Annotated in this window: 21 protein-coding genes; 9 read left to right on the top strand and 12 right to left on the bottom strand. The window is 66.9% G+C overall.

The annotated features are described in order from the left end of the window. Positions 1-71 precede the first annotated feature (71 nt). The 3 genes from IBJ82_RS16115 (at position 72) to mscL (ending at position 1740) form a co-directional block, all read left to right on the top strand. Entirely contained in the window at positions 72-386 is a 315-nt protein-coding gene (locus IBJ82_RS16115) for an FmdB family zinc ribbon protein (RefSeq protein ID WP_194826713.1), read from the top strand. Between the two features lie 90 nt (positions 387-476). Next, positions 477-1145: an SAF domain-containing protein gene (locus tag IBJ82_RS16120; protein WP_194826714.1), complete on the top strand. Its 669-nt coding sequence runs from the start codon at positions 477-479 to the stop codon at positions 1143-1145. 148 nt (positions 1146-1293) lie between these two features. Then, entirely contained in the window at positions 1294-1740 is a 447-nt protein-coding gene (mscL, locus tag IBJ82_RS16125) for a large conductance mechanosensitive channel protein MscL (protein WP_194826715.1), read from the top strand. 74 nt (positions 1741-1814) lie between these two features. Here mscL and IBJ82_RS16130 read toward each other — a convergent pair whose 3' ends face one another. From IBJ82_RS16130 to IBJ82_RS16170, 9 genes are all read right to left on the bottom strand, one after another. Then, positions 1815-2471: an MspA family porin gene (locus tag IBJ82_RS16130; protein WP_194826716.1), complete on the bottom strand. Its 657-nt coding sequence runs from the start codon at positions 2469-2471 to the stop codon at positions 1815-1817. Between the two features lie 61 nt (positions 2472-2532). After that, on the bottom strand, positions 2533-3201 hold the full coding sequence (locus tag IBJ82_RS16135; RefSeq protein WP_194826717.1) for an MspA family porin: 669 nt from the start codon (positions 3199-3201) through the stop codon (positions 2533-2535). A 341-nt stretch (positions 3202-3542) separates the two neighbouring features. After that, positions 3543-4202 (bottom strand): MspA family porin, encoded by a 660-nt coding sequence (locus IBJ82_RS16140; RefSeq protein ID WP_194826718.1) that lies wholly within the window; start codon positions 4200-4202, stop codon positions 3543-3545. Positions 4203-4268: 66 nt separating this feature from the next. Further along, the gene (locus IBJ82_RS16145) at positions 4269-4949 is read right to left on the bottom strand and encodes an MspA family porin (RefSeq protein WP_194826719.1); all 681 of its coding nucleotides are present in this window, start codon (positions 4947-4949) and stop codon (positions 4269-4271) included. A gap of 524 nt (positions 4950-5473) precedes the next feature. Then, positions 5474-5695: a hypothetical protein gene (locus IBJ82_RS16150; RefSeq protein WP_194827242.1), complete on the bottom strand. Its 222-nt coding sequence runs from the start codon at positions 5693-5695 to the stop codon at positions 5474-5476. Then, positions 5692-6234, bottom strand: a complete 543-nt coding sequence (locus IBJ82_RS16155) for a MogA/MoaB family molybdenum cofactor biosynthesis protein (protein WP_194826720.1) — start codon at positions 6232-6234, stop codon at positions 5692-5694. Before IBJ82_RS16155 ends, IBJ82_RS16150 begins: the two co-directional genes overlap by 4 nt. Next, the gene (locus IBJ82_RS16160) at positions 6234-7649 is read right to left on the bottom strand and encodes a S1C family serine protease (protein WP_194826721.1); all 1416 of its coding nucleotides are present in this window, start codon (positions 7647-7649) and stop codon (positions 6234-6236) included. The genes IBJ82_RS16155 and IBJ82_RS16160 overlap by 1 nt, the downstream gene beginning before the upstream one ends. A 92-nt stretch (positions 7650-7741) precedes the next feature. After that, positions 7742-9196, bottom strand: coding sequence for a HAMP domain-containing sensor histidine kinase (locus tag IBJ82_RS16165; RefSeq protein WP_194826722.1), 1455 nt, complete (start codon positions 9194-9196; stop codon positions 7742-7744). 9 nt (positions 9197-9205) lie between these two features. After that, entirely contained in the window at positions 9206-9892 is a 687-nt protein-coding gene (locus IBJ82_RS16170) for a response regulator transcription factor (RefSeq protein WP_056813964.1), read from the bottom strand. A 291-nt stretch (positions 9893-10183) separates the two neighbouring features. Between IBJ82_RS16170 and IBJ82_RS16175 the strand changes: the two genes are divergently transcribed. The 6 genes from IBJ82_RS16175 (at position 10184) to IBJ82_RS16200 (ending at position 15888) form a co-directional block, all read left to right on the top strand. Beyond that, positions 10184-13009, top strand: coding sequence for an ATP-binding protein (locus tag IBJ82_RS16175; RefSeq protein ID WP_194826723.1), 2826 nt, complete (start codon positions 10184-10186; stop codon positions 13007-13009). Then, positions 13006-13410 (top strand): roadblock/LC7 domain-containing protein, encoded by a 405-nt coding sequence (locus IBJ82_RS16180; protein WP_056813970.1) that lies wholly within the window; start codon positions 13006-13008, stop codon positions 13408-13410. Before IBJ82_RS16175 ends, IBJ82_RS16180 begins: the two co-directional genes overlap by 4 nt. 102 nt (positions 13411-13512) lie before the next feature. Beyond that, positions 13513-13788: a DUF742 domain-containing protein gene (locus IBJ82_RS16185; RefSeq protein ID WP_370585335.1), complete on the top strand. Its 276-nt coding sequence runs from the start codon at positions 13513-13515 to the stop codon at positions 13786-13788. 4 nt (positions 13789-13792) lie between these two features. Then, the gene (locus tag IBJ82_RS16190; RefSeq protein ID WP_056813977.1) at positions 13793-14392 is read left to right on the top strand and encodes an ATP/GTP-binding protein; all 600 of its coding nucleotides are present in this window, start codon (positions 13793-13795) and stop codon (positions 14390-14392) included. Next, positions 14385-15161: an MHYT domain-containing protein gene (locus IBJ82_RS16195; RefSeq protein WP_194826724.1), complete on the top strand. Its 777-nt coding sequence runs from the start codon at positions 14385-14387 to the stop codon at positions 15159-15161. The genes IBJ82_RS16190 and IBJ82_RS16195 overlap by 8 nt, the downstream gene beginning before the upstream one ends. A 502-nt stretch (positions 15162-15663) precedes the next feature. Further along, positions 15664-15888 carry a hypothetical protein gene (locus IBJ82_RS16200; RefSeq protein WP_194826725.1) on the top strand — a complete coding sequence of 75 codons (225 nt, stop codon included), beginning with the start codon at positions 15664-15666 and terminating at the stop codon, positions 15886-15888. A 54-nt stretch (positions 15889-15942) separates the two neighbouring features. On the opposite strand, the gene rpmF is transcribed toward IBJ82_RS16200, so the two are convergent. The 3 genes from rpmF to mrf are packed head-to-tail and all read right to left on the bottom strand — an operon-like array spanning position 15943 to position 17687. Then, positions 15943-16116: a 50S ribosomal protein L32 gene (rpmF, locus tag IBJ82_RS16205; RefSeq protein ID WP_194826726.1), complete on the bottom strand. Its 174-nt coding sequence runs from the start codon at positions 16114-16116 to the stop codon at positions 15943-15945. Between the two features lie 3 nt (positions 16117-16119). Next, complete coding sequence (locus tag IBJ82_RS16210) at positions 16120-16386, bottom strand: type B 50S ribosomal protein L31 (protein ID WP_194826727.1); 267 nt, start codon at positions 16384-16386, stop codon at positions 16120-16122. Continuing rightward, positions 16383-17687 (bottom strand): ribosome hibernation factor-recruiting GTPase MRF, encoded by a 1305-nt coding sequence (gene mrf, locus IBJ82_RS16215; protein WP_370585336.1) that lies wholly within the window; start codon positions 17685-17687, stop codon positions 16383-16385. Before mrf ends, IBJ82_RS16210 begins: the two co-directional genes overlap by 4 nt. Between the last annotated feature and the right edge of the window lie 42 nt (positions 17688-17729).

Here is a 17729-nt window from a genome sequence, read left to right on the forward strand (position 1 = left end):
AAAGGCGATTCGCGGCGTTGGCAGTGTCGGCGGTAGAGTGCTAGATCGACGAGAGACTTGCGGAGGATCCTGTGCCAACTTATTCGTATGCGTGCACCGAGTGTGACAACCGCTTCGACATCGTTCAGTCCTTCTCCGACGACACACTGACGGAATGCCCGCAGTGCTCCGGGAAGCTGCGCAAGCTGTTCAACTCGGTCGGCATCGTGTTCAAGGGCAGCGGTTTCTACCGCACCGACAGCCGTGGTGGCGCTTCCACCGCGAGCGAACCGGCGAAGACCTCGTCCGAGAGCGGCAGCAACGGGTCGAGCACCAACGGGTCCGGCAGCACCGGCGATTCGTCGTCGAGCGCTTCCACCAGCTCCACTCCGGCCGCCGCCAGCTGACTTTTCCCACAGTTGTCCACAGCCCCGTAGTTATCCACAGGCGGGGCTTTCGGCGGCTTTTCCGCCGTGCCGCGGTTCTACGCTTTCGCCATGACTCGCAGTCTCGCCTATCTGGGACGTGGCAGTTCCTGGCGCTTCGCCCTCGGTAACCGTCCGGCCTGGGCCGACGCGCTGCTCGCCCGACGCATCGCCGCCGCAGTTCTCGCGGTGGCCGCCGTGGTGCTTTTCGTGCGTGGCGATCCCGGTAGGGAGAGGGTCGCGGTCGTTGTCGCGGCCCGCGATCTCGCGCCCGGTCGGCTGCTCACCGCCGACGATCTGCGTGTCGATCAACACGAATCCCGTTCGCTGCCAACAGGTTCGGTCACCGATACCGCTCCCCTGCTCGGCGCGACACTGACCGGCGCCATGCATGCCGGGGAAACCTTCACCGATCTGCGCGTCGTCGGGCCACGGCTGGCCACCGCGGCCGCGGGTAGCGCCGAGGCGCGGATCGTGCCGATCCGATTGGCCGATGCCGCGGTGGCTGATGTGTTGCGGGCGGGCGATCGAGTCGATGTCGTCGGGGTCGAGGACGCCGGCGGGCCGGGGGCGAGCAAACCCGCACGGACGCTGGCCACCGATGCCGCGGTCGTGCTCGTCACCGCGACGGGCGATCGGCGCGGGGCGGAACGGGTGGTCCTGCTCGCTCTGGACACCGAATACGCCACCGCTGTCGCCGGTGCGTCACTGCGGACAGCACTGACTGTCGTTTTCCACTGACCGCTGCCGCTGTCGCCCACGGCGAAGTTCGCGAGAAATTTGCCCGAACTCTCGTTAGCATCAAACAGGAACCAAGCAGACCGTTTCGCAACATTCGATATGGAGCGCAGCGCCATGGGCCGGCTCCTGTACGAAGGAGACATCGGCAATGCTCAAAGGTTTCAGGGATTTCCTACTCCGCGGCAATGTGGTCGACCTGGCGGTCGCCGTCGTCATCGGCACGGCGTTCGTCGCGATCGTCACCGCGTTCAGCACCGGGATCATCAATCCGCTGCTCGCGGTGTTCGGCGGATCGAACGAGATGGGGCTGGGCTTCCAGCTCGTCGCGGACAAACCGGCCACCTTCATCGAGATCGGGCCGATCATCACCGCGGCGATCAACTTCCTGTTGGTCGCGCTGATCCTCTACTTCATCCTGGTGGTGCCCGCGACCAGAGCGCAGAAGCGGTTCTCCGCGGCCGACGAGAAACTCAGCGAAAACGAATTGCTCATCCAGATCCGAGACCTGCTCGCCGAACAGCACAGCCGCTCGAACGGCAAGCACAGCTACCTGGCCGAACCGGCGTCGGATACCGACGGTAAGACCACCTACTGATCCGGCACTCCCGCAACGAATCGGGTCCCGCTCACCCTGGGTGAGCGGGACCCGAATTCATACCTGGAGATTGCTCAGCCGAGGCTGAACGGCGCACCCCACAGGGTCACCCAGCTGATGACGTTGTCGGTTTCCACCTCAACGCTCACGAAGGAACGGGCCTGGGCGTAACCACCGCAGCCGGACAGGCCGATGGTCTCGTCGGCCCAGGTCACCGAGCCCGACCCACCCTTGAAGGCATTGCGGGTCTTGTGGGATTCATTGCCGTAGTCGTCGGGCATTTCGAGATCGAGGACGTAGAAGGACTTCGCCTGGCCGGGGCCGACGGTGAGCTCGCCGCCGGTGTTCACCTCGCCGAACTCCACGCCCTCCACGACCTCGCCTCCAGCGTCTCCGAGCGCATCACCACCGGCGATATTGACCTGGCAACCCACGGTGTAACCGGGGAAGATCTTGCCACCGCCATCACCGGAAACCGAGACCTGCGCACTACCGGAAACCCAGGCGTTGCGATGCGCTGGAGTGGACCCCATGGACGGGTTGATATTGGCGGACTCGCCGACCAGGCTGATGTCGACGACAGTGCCGTCGGACAGCGTCTTGGTGATGTGGCCACCAGGCAGCGGAACGACGGTGTCGGCAGCGGCCGCACCCGTGGACAGCAGACCCGATGCCATAGTCGCCGCCGCCATGAATCCGGCTGCGCGCGCCATGCTCTTACGGTTGATCATCACAGTGACCCCTCGAGGGTGAATTCGTGTGAACGAGAAAGAGTTTCGATTCGGCCGATGATCAGCCGATGCTGAACGGCGCTCCGTACAGCGTGGTCTTGGAGTAATGGTCACCGATGATCTCGACCACCGAGTAGGACCGGGCCTGCGCATAACCCGCGCAGCCTTGGACATCGATCTCCGCGTCTTGGTACTCCACCGAATAGACGCCGGGCTTCAGAATGTCCTTGGCATCGATCTGCACGAAGGCGACCTCACCGGGGCCGAGATGGAGGCCGATCGCACCACCGGCCGAGGCGCCGAGGGTCGATACTCCACCGGCCAACCCGGCAGCGATCGCCTCGTCGCCGATGCTCACCTGGCAACCGACGATGTAACCCGTATTCAGCTGCGACGCACCATGCGTCGAAGAATTGTTGGAGCCGGAACGGTTCGTCGGACCGTTGTACGGCCCGACCTCGCCCTCCGGCGTGACCTGCACATCGGCGCGGGCATTGCCCGACACCCACACGACGCGACCAGCGCCGTTGGCGGCCAGCGACGGGGAGACCACGGCATGCTCACCGGTACGACTCAAAGTGACACCGGGGCCGGCCTTCTGGCCGTCCGGCAACGGTACGAAGGTGTCCGCATTGGCAGCACCGGCCGACAACAGGCCGATCGTCACGGCCACGGCGGCGCCCACGCTCCAAGCGCCGCGACGCCCGCGGTTGGTGCGGTTCTCGCTCATTCTTCCCCTCGAGGTATACGCAAATCCGACCTCGACCATCGAGGTCGATATCTGTGTTGCGCCCGGACCCAGCTGGGGTGTGTCACTGGGACAGGCACCGCTGGCAACAGGACAGATGCGCCCTGCCGGGAGGTGGATCGAGAAGCTGTTGGTCACCGGATCGGCGCGAGCTCAGCCGATCGGCGAACGAAAACGCAAGTGACTTCGACTGCAAGAGCAGTCGATTCGGCTTCAACATAGTGAGACTGACTCGTAATGTCCAGCGCTACTGGGGTGCGCGCACAACAAAACGGGCCGGTCGCATAGCGACCGGCCCGTTTCGAGTGCGGGATGCGAACAGATCAGCCGAGGCTGAACGGAGCGCCCCACAGGGTCACCCAGGAGATGACGTTGTCGGTCTCGACCTCGACGGAGACGAAGGCACGCGCCTGCGCGTAGCCGCCGCAGCCGGACAGGCCGATGGTCTCGTCGGACCAGGTCACCGAGCCCGAGCCGTCCTTGAACTTGTTCGACTTGCCGTGCGACTCCGAACCGAAGTCGTCGGCCTTTTCGAGGTCGAGGACGTAGAACGACTTCGACTGGCCGGGGCCGAGCGAGAGCTCGCCGCCGGAGGTCACGCCCGCGTCGACGTTGCCCTCCCAGTCGCTGCCGAGGTCGCCGCCGCCGGAGACGCCGCCGCCCGCGATGTTGACCTGGCAACCCACGGTGTAGCCGGGGAAGATCTTGCCGGAGCCGCCGTCGGAGACGGAGACCTGAGCGCTACCCGAAACCCACGCGTTGCGGTGGACCGGGGTGGAACCCAGCGACGGGTTGATGTTGGCCGACTCGCCGACCAAGGCGATATCGACAACGGTGCCGTCGGACAGCGTCTTGGTGATGTGTCCACCCGGCAGCGGAACGAAGGTATCGGCATTGGCCGCGCCCGTCGAGAACAGGCCGACGGCCACGGTGGCCGCAGCGCTGACGCCCGCCACCTTCGCCATGAACTTACGGTTGATCATAGGATTTGTCCCTCGAGGATTGAGTTCGCCGCAGCGAGAAGAAGATTCGTGCCGGATCGAAAGACGTCAGCCGATGCTGAACGGCATGCCGTACAGGGTGGTCTTCGAGTAGTGGTCGCCGATGATCTCGACCACGGTGTAGGCCCGAGCCTGCGCGTAGCCGGCGCAGCCCTGGATCTCGATTTCCGCGTCCTGGTAATCGACCGCGTACGTACCGGCCTTCAGGATGTCCTTCGAGCTGATCTGCACGAACTTGACCTCGCCCGGACCCAGGTTCACACCGATCGAGCCGCCGGCGGTCACGCCGCCGGTGCTCAGGCCACCGGACAGGCCGGCGCCGATCGCGTCATCGGCGATGCTCACCTGGCAACCGACGATGTAGCCGGTGTTCAGCTGGGAGGCGCCGTGGGTGGAGGAATTGTTGGAACCGGGGCGGCCGGTCGGGCCGTTCCACGGGCCTACCTCGCCCTCGGGGGTCTGGGTGACCTCGGCGACCGCGGTGCCCGAGACCCACACGACGCGACCCGCGCCATTGGCGGACAGCGACGGCGAGATCAGCGCGGACTCGTGGGTGCGGGTGATGGTCACGCCAGCAGGGCTGACCTTCTGGCCGTCCGGCAACGGCACGAAGGTGTCGGCATTGGCGGCACCGGTCGACAGCAGGCCCAAGGCCACGGCGGCCGCGGCAGCGCCGACGCCCGCGGCACGGACGCCACGGCGCACACCGGTGGTGCGGTTCTCGCTCATACTTCCCCTCATCAGGTGTCTAACAGCCGGCCTCGACTTTCGAAGCCGGACAAGTGGACCTCACAGGGCCCAGATCAGTGTGTCGCCCCTTTGTTGCCGTTACGTAACTAACTGTTATTTCGACGATACGGCCGGGGCCGGTGTGGCGAACCCGAGCCAGGGCTCCACCGGGTGGTTCAACGCACAGAAGCGGGAGTACTGCGGGGACCGATAGTTGGTGGCTCAATGGCGAACATTAAACGCCGTTCCACGGATACGGCAATGAAAGAGTTCGTAAATTTCACTGTGAAGCACAGCACACATTCGTACATCGCCACATGCTTTGACGTGCATTGATGCAGTCGCGAAGGCTCCTGTCATGGCACCTTGACAGTAGATAGCCACGGGTAACGATCTGGGCCTTCCAACGACAAAAGACCACGCTTTCGCGTGGTCTCGAGTATTTGTCGGCAGTGCGCGTTCGCGCGGAAATAGACTTTTCCGATACCGCCTATTACGTAGCGGCTACGTAGATAACGGGCCGATCACCCGTGATGCGGGGGAACCTGAGATCGTAACCAATCGTCCGCGCCGGAGTCGCGTGATCGGTCGCCGCGCTCGTCACCGGTGGTCTCCGGCAGCACGTCGCCGAAGATCCTCGCCAGCCGCGCGGCCTCGGCCGCCTTGAGCCGGAGCTCGTCCGCCGACGCGGATTCCCGGCCCTGATCATCGGGGCCGGGAACCGCGTCGCGCGGATCGGAGGTCATTCGTCCAGACCGGACAGTTCGCCGATCACCTTGCTGGCCAGTGGGCCGAGGGTGGCCATGCCGTCGCGGACCGACGCACGGGTACCCGGCAGGTTCACCACCAGGGTGCTGCCGGAGATGCCCGCGACGCCACGCGACAGACCGGCGTCGAGCGAGCCCGCCACTCGACCCGACGCGCGCAGCGCCTCGGTGATGCCGGGCAGTTCGCGGTCGAGCACCTGGGTCGTGGCCTCGGGTGTGATGTCGCGCGGCGACATGCCGGTGCCGCCGACCGAGATCACCAGGTCGACACCGCCGATCACCGCGGTATTGAGAGCGTTGCGGATCTCGACCTCCTCGGCCTGGACCGTCACCGAGGCGTCGACGAGGAACCCGGCCTCGTTGAGCAATTCGGTAACGAGTGGGCCGAGTGAATCCACGCCGCCATGAGCCGTCCGATCGTCGACGACAACAACCAGTGCGCGCCCTGCCACGGGAGCATCGATGTCCATGGTCATCACCGTAGCGCCTACGCACGACAGGTTTGCGTTCGAACGCATCATCGGCCGCCTTCGGCCGCCGCCGCGGTGAGCGTGACCTCGACGGTCTTGGAATTGCCGCCCTGTTCGTCGGTGTAAGTCACCTTCACCTTGTCTCCTGGCTGGTGCGAGCGGACGGCGGCGATCAGCGCGTCGCCCGAGTCGATGGGACGGTCGTCGAGGCGGGTGATGACGGCGCCCGCGGGGATGCCCGCCTTGGCGGCAGGGCCGTCAGGGGTGGCCTCGAGTACGCGCGCGGCGGTGTCCTGCGGGCGCAGTTTGATGCCGATCTGGGCGTAGGTGGCGTGGCCGGTCTTGATCAGTTCGTCGGCGACCCGGCGTGCCTGATCCACCGGGATCGCGAAGCCGAGGCCGATCGAACCGCTCTGGGTGCCGCCCGCCGCCTCGCCGCCGAGGCTGGCGATGGCGGTGTTGATGCCGATCAGCTTGCCCTGCCCGTCGACCAGCGCACCGCCGGAATTGCCCGGGTTGATCGCCGCGTCGGTCTGGATCGCGTCGATCACCGGGTTCACCTGGCTCGGGGTTCCCTCACCGCTGGTCGAGACCGGACGATTGAGGGCGGAGACGATGCCGGTGGTGACGGTGCCCGCCAGGCCGAGGGGCGAGCCGATGGCGATCACCGACTGGCCGACCGCCAGCCCGTCGGAGGTACCCAACTCGATCGGCGTGAGCCCGGTCTTGCCGCTGACCTTGATGACAGCCAGGTCGGACACCGGATCCGCGCCGATCATGGTGGCAGGCGCGGTGCTGCCGTCGCTGAACACCACTTCCATCTTCGCCGAGGCGCCTGCGCCCGCGGCGACGTGATTGTTGGTGAGAATCAGCCCGTCCGTGGACAGCACCACCCCGGAACCTTCTCCGGAAGCACGACTACCCGCGACCTTGATCATCACGACACTGGGCAATACCCGCTGCGCCACCGCCTGAGTGGACCCGGCGGGCGCGTTGGCGACATTGTTCACCGCGGGCTTCGGCGCCTCGAGCGCGTTGGTCACCGGTGCGGAACCCGAGTCGGTGGCGAGCACGCCGACGACACCACCGACACCACCGCTGACCAGCGCCAAGGCGGTCGCTCCGGCGATCAGGCCGAGCCGCAACGGCTTTCGCTGCGGAGTCGGCGCGGGGCCGAACGCCTGCGGCGCGACGCTGTGCGGCGCCGGACCACCCTGCGGATGCTGGTGTCCGAACGGCGTCGGGCCGCCATAAGGCGCGGGGTTGCCGTAGGGACCCTGCTCACCCTGGTGCCCGCCGAACGGAGCTTGACCGCCGTAACCCGCCGCAGGCCCCTGCGAATAGGGTGCGCCCGACGCGGGCACATCGGGCGCGTACGCCCCCCTCGACTCGGTAGGCAACTCCGGTTGCCCGCCGGTCTCGGCGGGGCGGTCGGCAGGGTGCCGCTGGGGATCGTCGGTCATGGTGTCTGTCTCCTCACGCTTGCAGACCAGCTTCCTGACGGCTACTGAGAGGCGCCTGAGATCGGACTATCAGTTCGCCGTGACTCCCGCGATCACTCGGCGTCGGACTCGTCGAGAACGGTCGGCGCCTCCCCGGGCAACACGATGCGCACCAGCGCGCCGCCACGATCGGAGGTGTCCACCGCGATGGTGCCGCCGTGTTTGGTCACCACCTGCTTGACGATGGCGAGCCCGAGCCCGGAACCGGGCATCGAACGCGAGGCAGTCGTGCGGTAGAAGCGTTCGAAGACCAGTTCGCGTTCGTCGGTGGGGATACCGGGGCCCGCGTCGCCGACGGCCAGTTCGAGCAGACCGGGACCGGCCGGGCGCATGGTGATGCGCACGACCGCGTCGGGCGGACTCCACTTGGCCGCGTTGTCGAGGACGTTGAGGACGGCCCGTTCCAGGCCCGCCTCGTGCCCGTAGACGAACCACGGCGCCAGATCGGCAACGAAGGTGATCCCCACCCGCCTTCGTCGCGCACGCTCGAGCGCACGCTCGGCCACCTCGCCGAGATCCACCCGCTCGTACACGGTTTCGGGGGCGTCCTCACGGGCCAGATCGACCAGGTCGCCGACCAGTGTCGACAGCTCACCGATCTGGGCGACCACATCGGCGCGCAATTCGGCCATGTCCTCGTCCGGCAGCCGGGGCGCACCCGGCCTGCCAGAGGCGATGAGCAGCTCCATGTTGGTGCGCAGCGAGGTGAGCGGGGTCCGCAGCTCGTGACCGGCGTCGGCCACGAGTCGGCGTTGGCGGTCGCGTGATTCGGTCAGCGCCCGCAGCATCGTGTTGAAACTCTCGGTGAGCCTGGCCAATTCGTCGTCACCGGTCACCGGGATCGGCGTCAGGTCGTCGGTGCGGGCCACGCGCTCGGTCGCCGCGGTGAGGCGGGCGATCGGGCGCAGGCCGGTGCGGCCCACCGCGGTTCCGGCCGCGGCGGCCAGCACGACACCGCACGCGCCGACCACGAACAGCAGCCACGCCAGCTGATCGAGCACCTCGCGGGTGCGATAGAGCTTCTGCGAGATGATCAGCGTCGCGCCGCTGTGGGTGCGCGCGGCGAGCACCCGCTGGTCACCGACGGTGCGCAGCGAGGAGTTGATCTTGCCGTCGGCCACGGCGAGCTCCTGGGCGCCGACCGGCGGAATTGTCTGCTGGGGCGGCATATATGGCTTGTGACCGGCATAGATCAGCGCGACGCCGACATCGTTGGAGAACAGCCCGGCCAGCACGATCGACTGGAAACCGGCGGTCTCGAAGTTGTTGTTGATCATGGTCGCCGCGCGGGCTTCGAGCTGGGCGTCGACGTCGGCGTACAGCGCGCGCGCCACCATCGCATAGGCGGCGATCGAGGTCACCGCGACGGCGATCAGCACCACCGACGCCGCAAGCAGCGTCACCCGCCAGCGCAGCGACACCGAGCGGGTCAGCGGGGTCGGCGGACGCATCTCGCTCGCGTCCAGCGGCCTGCCGAGAACGGCGACCGCGGGTTCCTTCTGTGCCATGCCGCCCGCCTACGGAGGGGTCTCGCGCAGCACGTAGCCGACGCCACGCACGGTATGGATCAGTCGCTCCTCGCCGTCGGCCTCGGTTTTGCGGCGCAAATAGCCGATATAGACCTCCAACGCGTTGCCGGAGGTCGGAAAGTCGTAGCCCCAGACCTCTTCGAGGATTCGGCCGCGGGTGAGTACCCGGCGCGGATTGGCCATCAACATCTCGAGCAACGAGAACTCGGTGCGCGTCAGACTGATCCCGCGTTCGCCGCGCGAAACCTCGCGGGTGACCGGATCCAGCGACAAGTCAGCGAACACCATCGCCTCCGACGCTTCACCAGGATCGGGCGTTCGCCGACGCAGCAACGCCCGTAAACGCGCCAGCAATTCCTCCAACGCGAAAGGTTTCGGCAAATAATCGTCGGCACCCGCGTCGAGCCCGGCCACGCGTTCGGACACCGAATCGCGCGCGGTCAAAACGAGAATCGGCAGATCGTCGCCCGTACTGCGTAGCCGCCTGCACACTTCCAGGCCGTCAAGGCGCGGCATCATGACGTCGAGAACCAGAGCATCGGGCCTGGCTGCGGTCACTTTCTCCAATGCGTCCAGACCGTCGACGGCCAGGTCGACGGTGTAGCCGTTGAAGCTCAGTGACCGGCGCAGTGATTCCCGCACCGCGCGATCGTCGTCGACTACCAGAATGCGCATGTGCTGTAGTTTGCCGTGACCGACTGAGAACGTACTGAGAGGGCTCGGCGCGCCGAACGTCGTGTTCTCGGCGATGTATGTTGTAGGTCTTGACAAACCTGAACGAATCGTCGTTGTGTCAGCGCATATTCGGCGAATTACAGACCGCGTGGCCCGGATTGCCGTTGCCCACTCAGCACGGTATCTTTCCTGCGGTAAAAGAAGACCTCCAGTTGGTTCTGCGCTCGCATCGCTCCGCGACCTCCCCGCGCGGGCCGGGGTCACACGTGGAAGCAGAGGCAACGCACGCGGATGGAACCTGCATCGCGCTCCTGGCAATTCAGCCTGTCCAACTGGTCGGTAACGCGCAAGGTCGGTGTGGTGCTGGTGCTGCCGGTGATGCTCGCGACCACCTTCGCCGTGCTGCGGATCAACAACGAACTGCAGACGATGACGCAGCTCGGCGCGGCAACCGAACAGGCCACCGTCATCCGACCCGTCGTCAAATTCGCCACCGCGACCGAACAACTCGCGGTGGCCGCGACAGCCAACTGGGGTGCGATCGCCGACCCACAGACCGACGCCGCGCTCACCAACTACGACCAAGCGCTCGCCGAGGTGCAGAGCGCGCTGCGCTCGGCCCGCATCGAACCCAGCGTCGCCAGTGAACTCACTGCGGCCACCACCACCGGCGCCACCCTGCGCAATACCGTGCGCGGCGGCTCCCCCGCGATGGTCGGTGAGCAGACCGACGAGATCGGCGAACGGATCGGCAACGCGCTGTCCAAGACCCCCCAGGTCGAGGACTTCGTCGTGCAGCGCTACTTCCTGCAGCTGACCGCACTGCACCAGGCCCGCCGAGTGCTCACCCGCGAACGCACCCTGGTCGTCTCGCCCGAATCGGGTCGCAGCCAGAGCGCGCGGGCGAAGATGCTCGTCGAACTCGGCTCCGAAGCGAACATGATCAAGACCTACGGGATGATCCTGCCCGAGCACGCGGGCAGCCAGGCGGCGCTGCTCGACGCGGTGCAGACCCGGATCAGTGTGTTCAGCCAGAACAACGGCGACCCGACCACCAACGCGGCGGTGCTCAATACGCTGCAGGTCAGCGCCGACACCTACGCCTCCACCATCTCCGCGCTGCTCGACAACATCGACCACACCCTCGACAGCAATACCGCGACGGCCCAGACCGGTGCCCTGCGCGAAACCACCCTGGTGCTCGGCATGCTGCTGGCCGGGCTCGCGCTCGCGCTCGCCGTGGCCCGCACCCTGGTGGTGCCGGTGCGCAGGCTGCGTCGCGACGCGCTCGAAGTGGCGCACGTGAAGCTGCCCGACGAGCTGGCCGTGGTCCGCAGCGGCGGCGCGACGCCGGAGATCACGCCGGTGGGTGTGCATTCCACCGACGAGATCGGCCAGCTGGCCCGTGCCGTCGACGAGATCCACGAACAGGCCCTGAATCTGGCAGGCGACCAGGCCCGGCTTCGCCTGCAGATCGGCAACATGTTCGAGACGCTGTCGCGGCGCAGCCAGTCGCTGGTGGAGCAGCAACTCGCGCTCATCGAGGAACTCGAGCACGACGAGGACAACCCCTCGCGCCTGCAAACCCTGTTCCGCCTCGACCACCTCGCCACTCGCATGCGCCGAAACGGCGACAACCTGCTCGTGCTCGCGGGCACCGTGCTGCGCCGCGGTCACCTGCCGCCGGTGCCGCTGTCGGACATGCTGTGGAGCGCGGTCTCGCAGGTGGAGGACTACCAGCGCGTCGAGATCGGCAATGTGCCCGACGGTGTCGTCGCCGGTGAGTCCGCGGTCGATATCGAGCACCTGCTCGCCGAGCTCATCGACAACGCGCTGCGCTACTCCCCGCCGAGCACGTCGGTGGCGGTCATCGTCGGCAGGGCGGTCGACAGCGGCTATCTGATCGAGATCACCGACCGCGGCCTCGGCATGTCGGCCGACGATCTGCGGACGACCAACGACCGGCTCGCCTCCGGTGGTGAGGTCACCATCGAAACCGCCCGCCGCATGGGTCTTTTCGTGGTCGGCAGGCTCGCCAAGCGCCACACCATCACCGTGAGCCTGCGCCGGACGAGCGGTGCCGCGCCACAGCCCGGCATCACGGCCAGCGTGCATCTGCCCAGCGCGCTCGTCGCGCCGTCGCCGCCGGTGTCGTCGGGCCCGCCCACCGGGCCGAACCCGATCATGCCCGCCGGAATCGGCCCGTACGCACTGACTCCGGCCGATATCACCGGGCCGAATCCGATCATGCCGACCGGGCCACGTCCCTTGGTTTCGCTGGACGCGGTGACCGATCTCGACCTGCCCGCCTCCCCGCTGCCCGGGCCCGCGATATTCACGCCGTCGGGTCCGAGTCCACTCGTCCCGACCAACGGCGTGGGCACGCCCACCTCCGCGCTCTCCAGTCTCGGCCTCCCACAACGCATTCCGGCCGCGGTACCGGCACCCCCACCGGAACCGGTCGGCGTCGAACCCGACGACGACGCGACGCCGGTAGGCATGTGGGCCGAGCACGATCACGACTCCGACGATCTCCCGGAACCCACCGATCCGCCCACGGTCACCGATTCGCTGCCCTTCGGCCTGCCGCAGCGCATCCCCGCGAGCGCGCTGGCCGAGCTCGCCGCTCCGTCCGCACCCGCCGCGCCACCGAAGCCGGACCCAGATCCCGACCCCGAGCCGAAACCGAAGCCCGAGCCGAAACCGGTGTCGCGATCCATCGACACCGACCCGTTGCCGACGACGAGCACCCGCTTGCAGCCTGTTTCCGGCCCGGCACCGACCCCGATCTACCAGCGGATGGTCTCGGAGTGGCTCGTCGAACCGGCTTCCGCCGCTGCCGAATCCGATAGTGGCAACGGTGCGTCGTGGAGCGCCCCCGGCGACGCGGGCTGGACGGCCGCCGCCGAGGCGGACCACCCGCCCACGTCCTCGCGAACGAGCGGTGGCCTGCCGATCCGCAAGCCGGGCGCTCAGCTCGTCCCCGGTGGGCTCACCCCCGCGGAGGAAGAGGGCGATCGCGACCCGGAGGAGATTCGCAACAACCTGACCCGACATCTCAGCGGCGTCCGCAGCGGCCGTGCCGAGATCCAGCACAACGACGGAGGCCTCGAATGAGCAACGCGCACCCCACAGACGAGAATCTGAACTGGTTGGTCGCCCGCTTCACCCGCGACGTACCCGGCGTTTCGCACGCGGTGCTCGTCTCGGCCGACGGACTGCTCCAGGCGACCAGTCCCCATCTACCCGCGGACCGTGCCGAGCAATTGGCTGCGGTCACCGCCGGTCTGGCGAGCCTGTCGATGGGTGCGGCGCACCTGTTCGACGGCGGCAAGGTGATGCAGTCGATCGTGGAGATGCAGCGTGGATACCTGCTGGTGATGAGCGTCGGAAACGGTTCGCATCTGGCCGTTCTCGCCAACAAGAGCCACGACATCGGCCGTATCGGCTACGAGATGGCGTTGCTCGTCGACCGGGTGGGCTCGGCGGTTACCGCCACCGCCCGCTCCGCCGGCTGAGGTGAGATGTCGAGCCCTTACGGATCCGATCACCGGCCGACTACGCGAGTCAGGCCCTATGCCCTGACCTCAGGCCGCACAGAGCCCGCGATCGCGCTGCCCTTGGAAGCAGTCGTCGAGACGGTCTCTTATACAGCGCACAACGACTGGTCCGCAGGCGATTTGCGGATCGAAATCGTGCGTCTTGCCACACATCGGCTCTCTGTCGTCGAGATTGCCGCATACCTTGGACGCCCACTGGGTATGGTCCGGGTGATGATCGGCGATCTCGTAGTGGGCGGGATTCTTCGAGTGCATTCGACGCTGACCGAACAGGCGAGCTACGACGAACGCCGATCACTGATGGAGAGGACTTTGCGTGGACTCCGTGGCCTCTGATGGCATGCGCCCGCCGGCAACAGAACAACGTGTTGCATCGACCAAGATCGTCGTAGCCGGTGGATTCGGCGCCGGTAAAACGACTTTCGTCGGTGCGGTGTCGGAGATCGTGCCGCTGCGTACCGAGGCGATGGTGACCCATTTCTCCGATGGCATCGACGACCTCGCCGAGACGCCGGAAAAAGAAACCACCACCGTAGCCATGGACTTCGGCCGCATCGTGCTGCCCGGAAACCTGGTGCTCTACCTGTTCGGCACACCGGGCCAGAAGCGCTTCTGGTTCATGTGGGACGACCTGATCCGTGGCGCCATCGGCGCGGTGGTGCTGATCGATACCCGCAGGCTCGAAGACAGTTTCGCCGCGGTGGACTTCTTCGAGGCGCGCGGACTGCCGTTCCTGATCGCGGTGAACCGCTTCCCCAACGCCCCCCGCTTCCCCATCGCCGAACTGCGCGAAGCGCTCTCGGTGCGCGAGGGCATCCCGATCGTCGACATCGATGCGCGCAACGCCGTCGAGGTCCGTCAGGCACTGGCGGCGGTGACCGAATACGCCATTGCCCAACTCGAGCCGCAGCAGTTCGAAGGAGCGGGCAGGCGTGCTTGATGTGCTCGCCGCGACCGGTGCCGAAACCTTCGCGCACGGCACCGGTATCGCGTGGCTCGCATTGGATCTTTCGGCGCTCGGGGCGCTGGTGTCGTTCGCCTGCGTCCGGCACGCGAAGTACTCGATCCGGTTCCGGCTGATCTGGCTGACGATGGCCGCGGTCTCGCTCGGCGGGGTCGGGCTGTGGCTGGCGAATTCGGTCGCGCTGCTCGCGATGCGGGTGAACGACAGCACCGTGCGATACAACGTCGCGCTCGGCGCGGCGGCGCTGGCCATCGCGGTGGTCGGCGTGCTCGCCGGATTGCTGATCAGCGGCCGGACCACGCAGGTGCCGCGGCTGATCATCGGCGGACTGACGATGGGGTTGAGCGTCGGACTGTCGACCTATCTCACCCTCGACGCGCTCGCCGTGCAGGGCACCGTCGAGGAGTCGCTCGGCCTCATCGGGGTGTCGGTACTGGTGTCGATGGCACTGTGCACCGCCACCCTGTGGGTGGCGCAGGTGGTCCGGCGGATACCGGCGCGGGTGTTGGTGTCGGTGCTGTTCGCGCTCGGCGTCGCCGCGGTGTACTACACGGCCGTCGCCGCACTGAAGTTCTCGATCGATCCGGGTATCCGGACACCGGACGGGATGCCGCTGTTCGACCTGGTGTTCCCGATGTTCGTGATCGGTGCGCTCGGCCTGACGGTGCCGATCACCGCGGTGCTGGTGGCCCCGGATCGGCGCGACGTCGCGGCCCAGGCGCGCCAGCCCGTTCCGGCCCGCTGAGGCCAACCAGCTAACGTCCGGTTTGTCGGAATCTTTCCGGTCTTCCGCCCCGCTGATCGAAGCGCTCGCGACCTGCGGTGAACTACCGCGAAAACCACCCCTGAAGTGGCGATGAGCGGGTTCCCCTGACTCGGAGAACCCGCCCTCCCGCACGAGAGTACATACCTGTGAGGGACTCCGCATCAGTGGTTCGGGAATTTTCTTGTGGCGAAAAACAAACCAGGAGTTGGTAATTCGATTCCCAGCAAATGTTCCGCAAGCCCTTCGGTGCGTCCGCACCAAGTGGCGCGCATCACACCGTTAACGGGACGGTTGCCCCACCCCTCCGATGAGGCTGTGAACAGGCACAACAGTGTCGAGGTAAGACCCCTGGACAGGTGGGCGGCGGAACGAACCGCCGACCCCTCGGAAGCTCACCACACGATGGGCCAAGCGAGTTATGGTCGCTGAAGGGCGCATTCGTCTCGCCCGGCACATCCAAGGTTCGTTCGAAGGAGTTCGCATGGCCGTAAACGTGGTGCTCGACAAAGTCCTCGACAAGGAATTCGAGAACAAGACGCTCGCTGAAATTCTCGCCGCTCCACCGTCGGCGCTGGCCGGCCTCTCCGAGGCGCACGACAAGCAGCTGCTCGAGGCGCTGAAGATCAAGACCATCGCCGACCTCGGCAACAACAAGTTCTTCCAGCTCGCCGCAACTCTCGTGGCACTCGCCGAACGCGAAGGCTGAGTCATCCTCAGATGACAATGGCCTGCCAGGCATTCCTGGCAGGCCATTGCTGTGTCAGAGCCGGGCGGGGTCGATCATGCCCTTGCGTACGGCGTTGACGATCCGGCGCGGCACTCGGTATTGCACGCCTGCCACCGTCACCGGGACCAGTTGTGGCACTTCCGCTTTCCACTGCGCACGCCTGCTTCGCGTGTTGGAGCGCGACATTCTCCGCTTGGGAACCGCCATGACTCAGCCTTCCTCGCCTGCGCGCGAGCGCTTTCCGTACTTGCGCTCGAACTTCTCGACCCGGCCCTGGGTGTCGAGGTTGCGGGCGGTGCCCGTCCAGAACGGGTGCGAATCCGACGTCACGTCGACCGTCATGAGCGGATAGGTGTTCCCATCGGCCCATTCGATCGTCCGGTCGCCGTTCGCGGTCGACCTGGTCAGGAACTGCTTGCCGGTGCTCGCGTCCTCGAACACGACGGGGTGGTAATCGGGATGGATGCCCGCTTTCATGCTGTTTCTCCTCTCGGATTGGTGCGCTCGCTCGCCGAAGCCGTTGCCTCGGTGGGGTCGGCGCAGGGATCTTCGTGCCAGTCGCCGAAGGGGTCCTCCCACAACGCGACTCTTTCCGGGGCCCGCTCGACGAGCATCAGCTCGTCGTCCTCGACCAGCGCCCAGTGCAGGGCATGGCGGATCTCGACGGGGTCCGCGTCGTGGGCCAGGATCACCAGCGACACATCACGATCGCCGAACCGCTCGTCCCAGCCCAGCGCGGCCATCGCCCGTCGATCGGGGTCGACGGCGGCCTGTTCCTCGGCGCTCATCGCCGCCAGCCAGCGCCCTGCCCCACCGACGCGCAGGCCGCCGCCCGCCGACTCGAGCCACACCACGTGATCGGGCTGGGTCGCCAGCCAGACCCGTCCGCGGGCGGTGACAACGCCGTCGAGCAGAACGTCGAGCGCCTCGTGCAACCGCTGGGGATGAAACGGCCTGCGCGCGGCGAATTCGACGATCGAGACACCACAGTCGGTGCTCAGCGGCGGCTGCCCGCGCAGCAACGGCGCGTGCGCGTCGAAGATCCGGCCTCGGCGCGAATCGGCGGGCACGCGGGTCAGCAAGGCGCCGATCTCCATCGCGTCGAAGCCGGGTAATCCGTCGAGCCAGGCGACCGGCGCCGCGGGCGCCAGTCGGTCGAGGACCGCTCCGAGGCGTTCGCGATCGAGCGCGTCGACTCCCGCGGCGAGGACCACCAGCGCGTCGGCGAAGTCGACCTGCCCGACCGCCACCTGCGCCACGGTGCGCTCGTCGTCGGCGGAGGCCAGGCCCCGATCGGCCAGCACCTCGTCACCGGTGGCGTCGGCCAGCCACTGCTGCCCGTCGAGGCAGGTGAGCACGGACTCGATGCGCACGGAACGCCCGGCAGGCCCATCGACGCGATCGGCGACTCCGGTCACCACGACATTCGCGATCGCGTGACACAGCGCCTCGGCCTCGATGCCGGGATCCAGCGCGAGCACGATGCGTTCGACATGGTCGCGCGTGGCGAGCGTGCACAGCATCGGCAGCAGATCGGCGCGCAGCGTGCACGAGACGCACCCGTGCGCGAGTTCGAGCACCGTGGTGCTCACGTTGCCCGCGGTGCGCACCGTGCGGCGCACCACGCCTTCACGGAGTTCGGCGAGGTCGTGATGGACCACCACGGTGCCCGCGTCCGCGCTCAACGTCTCCGCGATGTGTTCGACGCCGCCCATGGCGGGTCCCGAGAAGCCGGCCAGCAGCACCACGGGCGTTCTCCGGTCCGACTGGTCTAGCACCCGATACCCCTTTCGACAATGATTTTCATTTACTTCAGCGCG

The sequence above is a fragment of the Nocardia sp. XZ_19_231 genome (genome assembly GCF_015355705.1).
Lineage (GTDB): Bacteria > Actinomycetota > Actinomycetes > Mycobacteriales > Mycobacteriaceae > Nocardia > Nocardia salmonicida.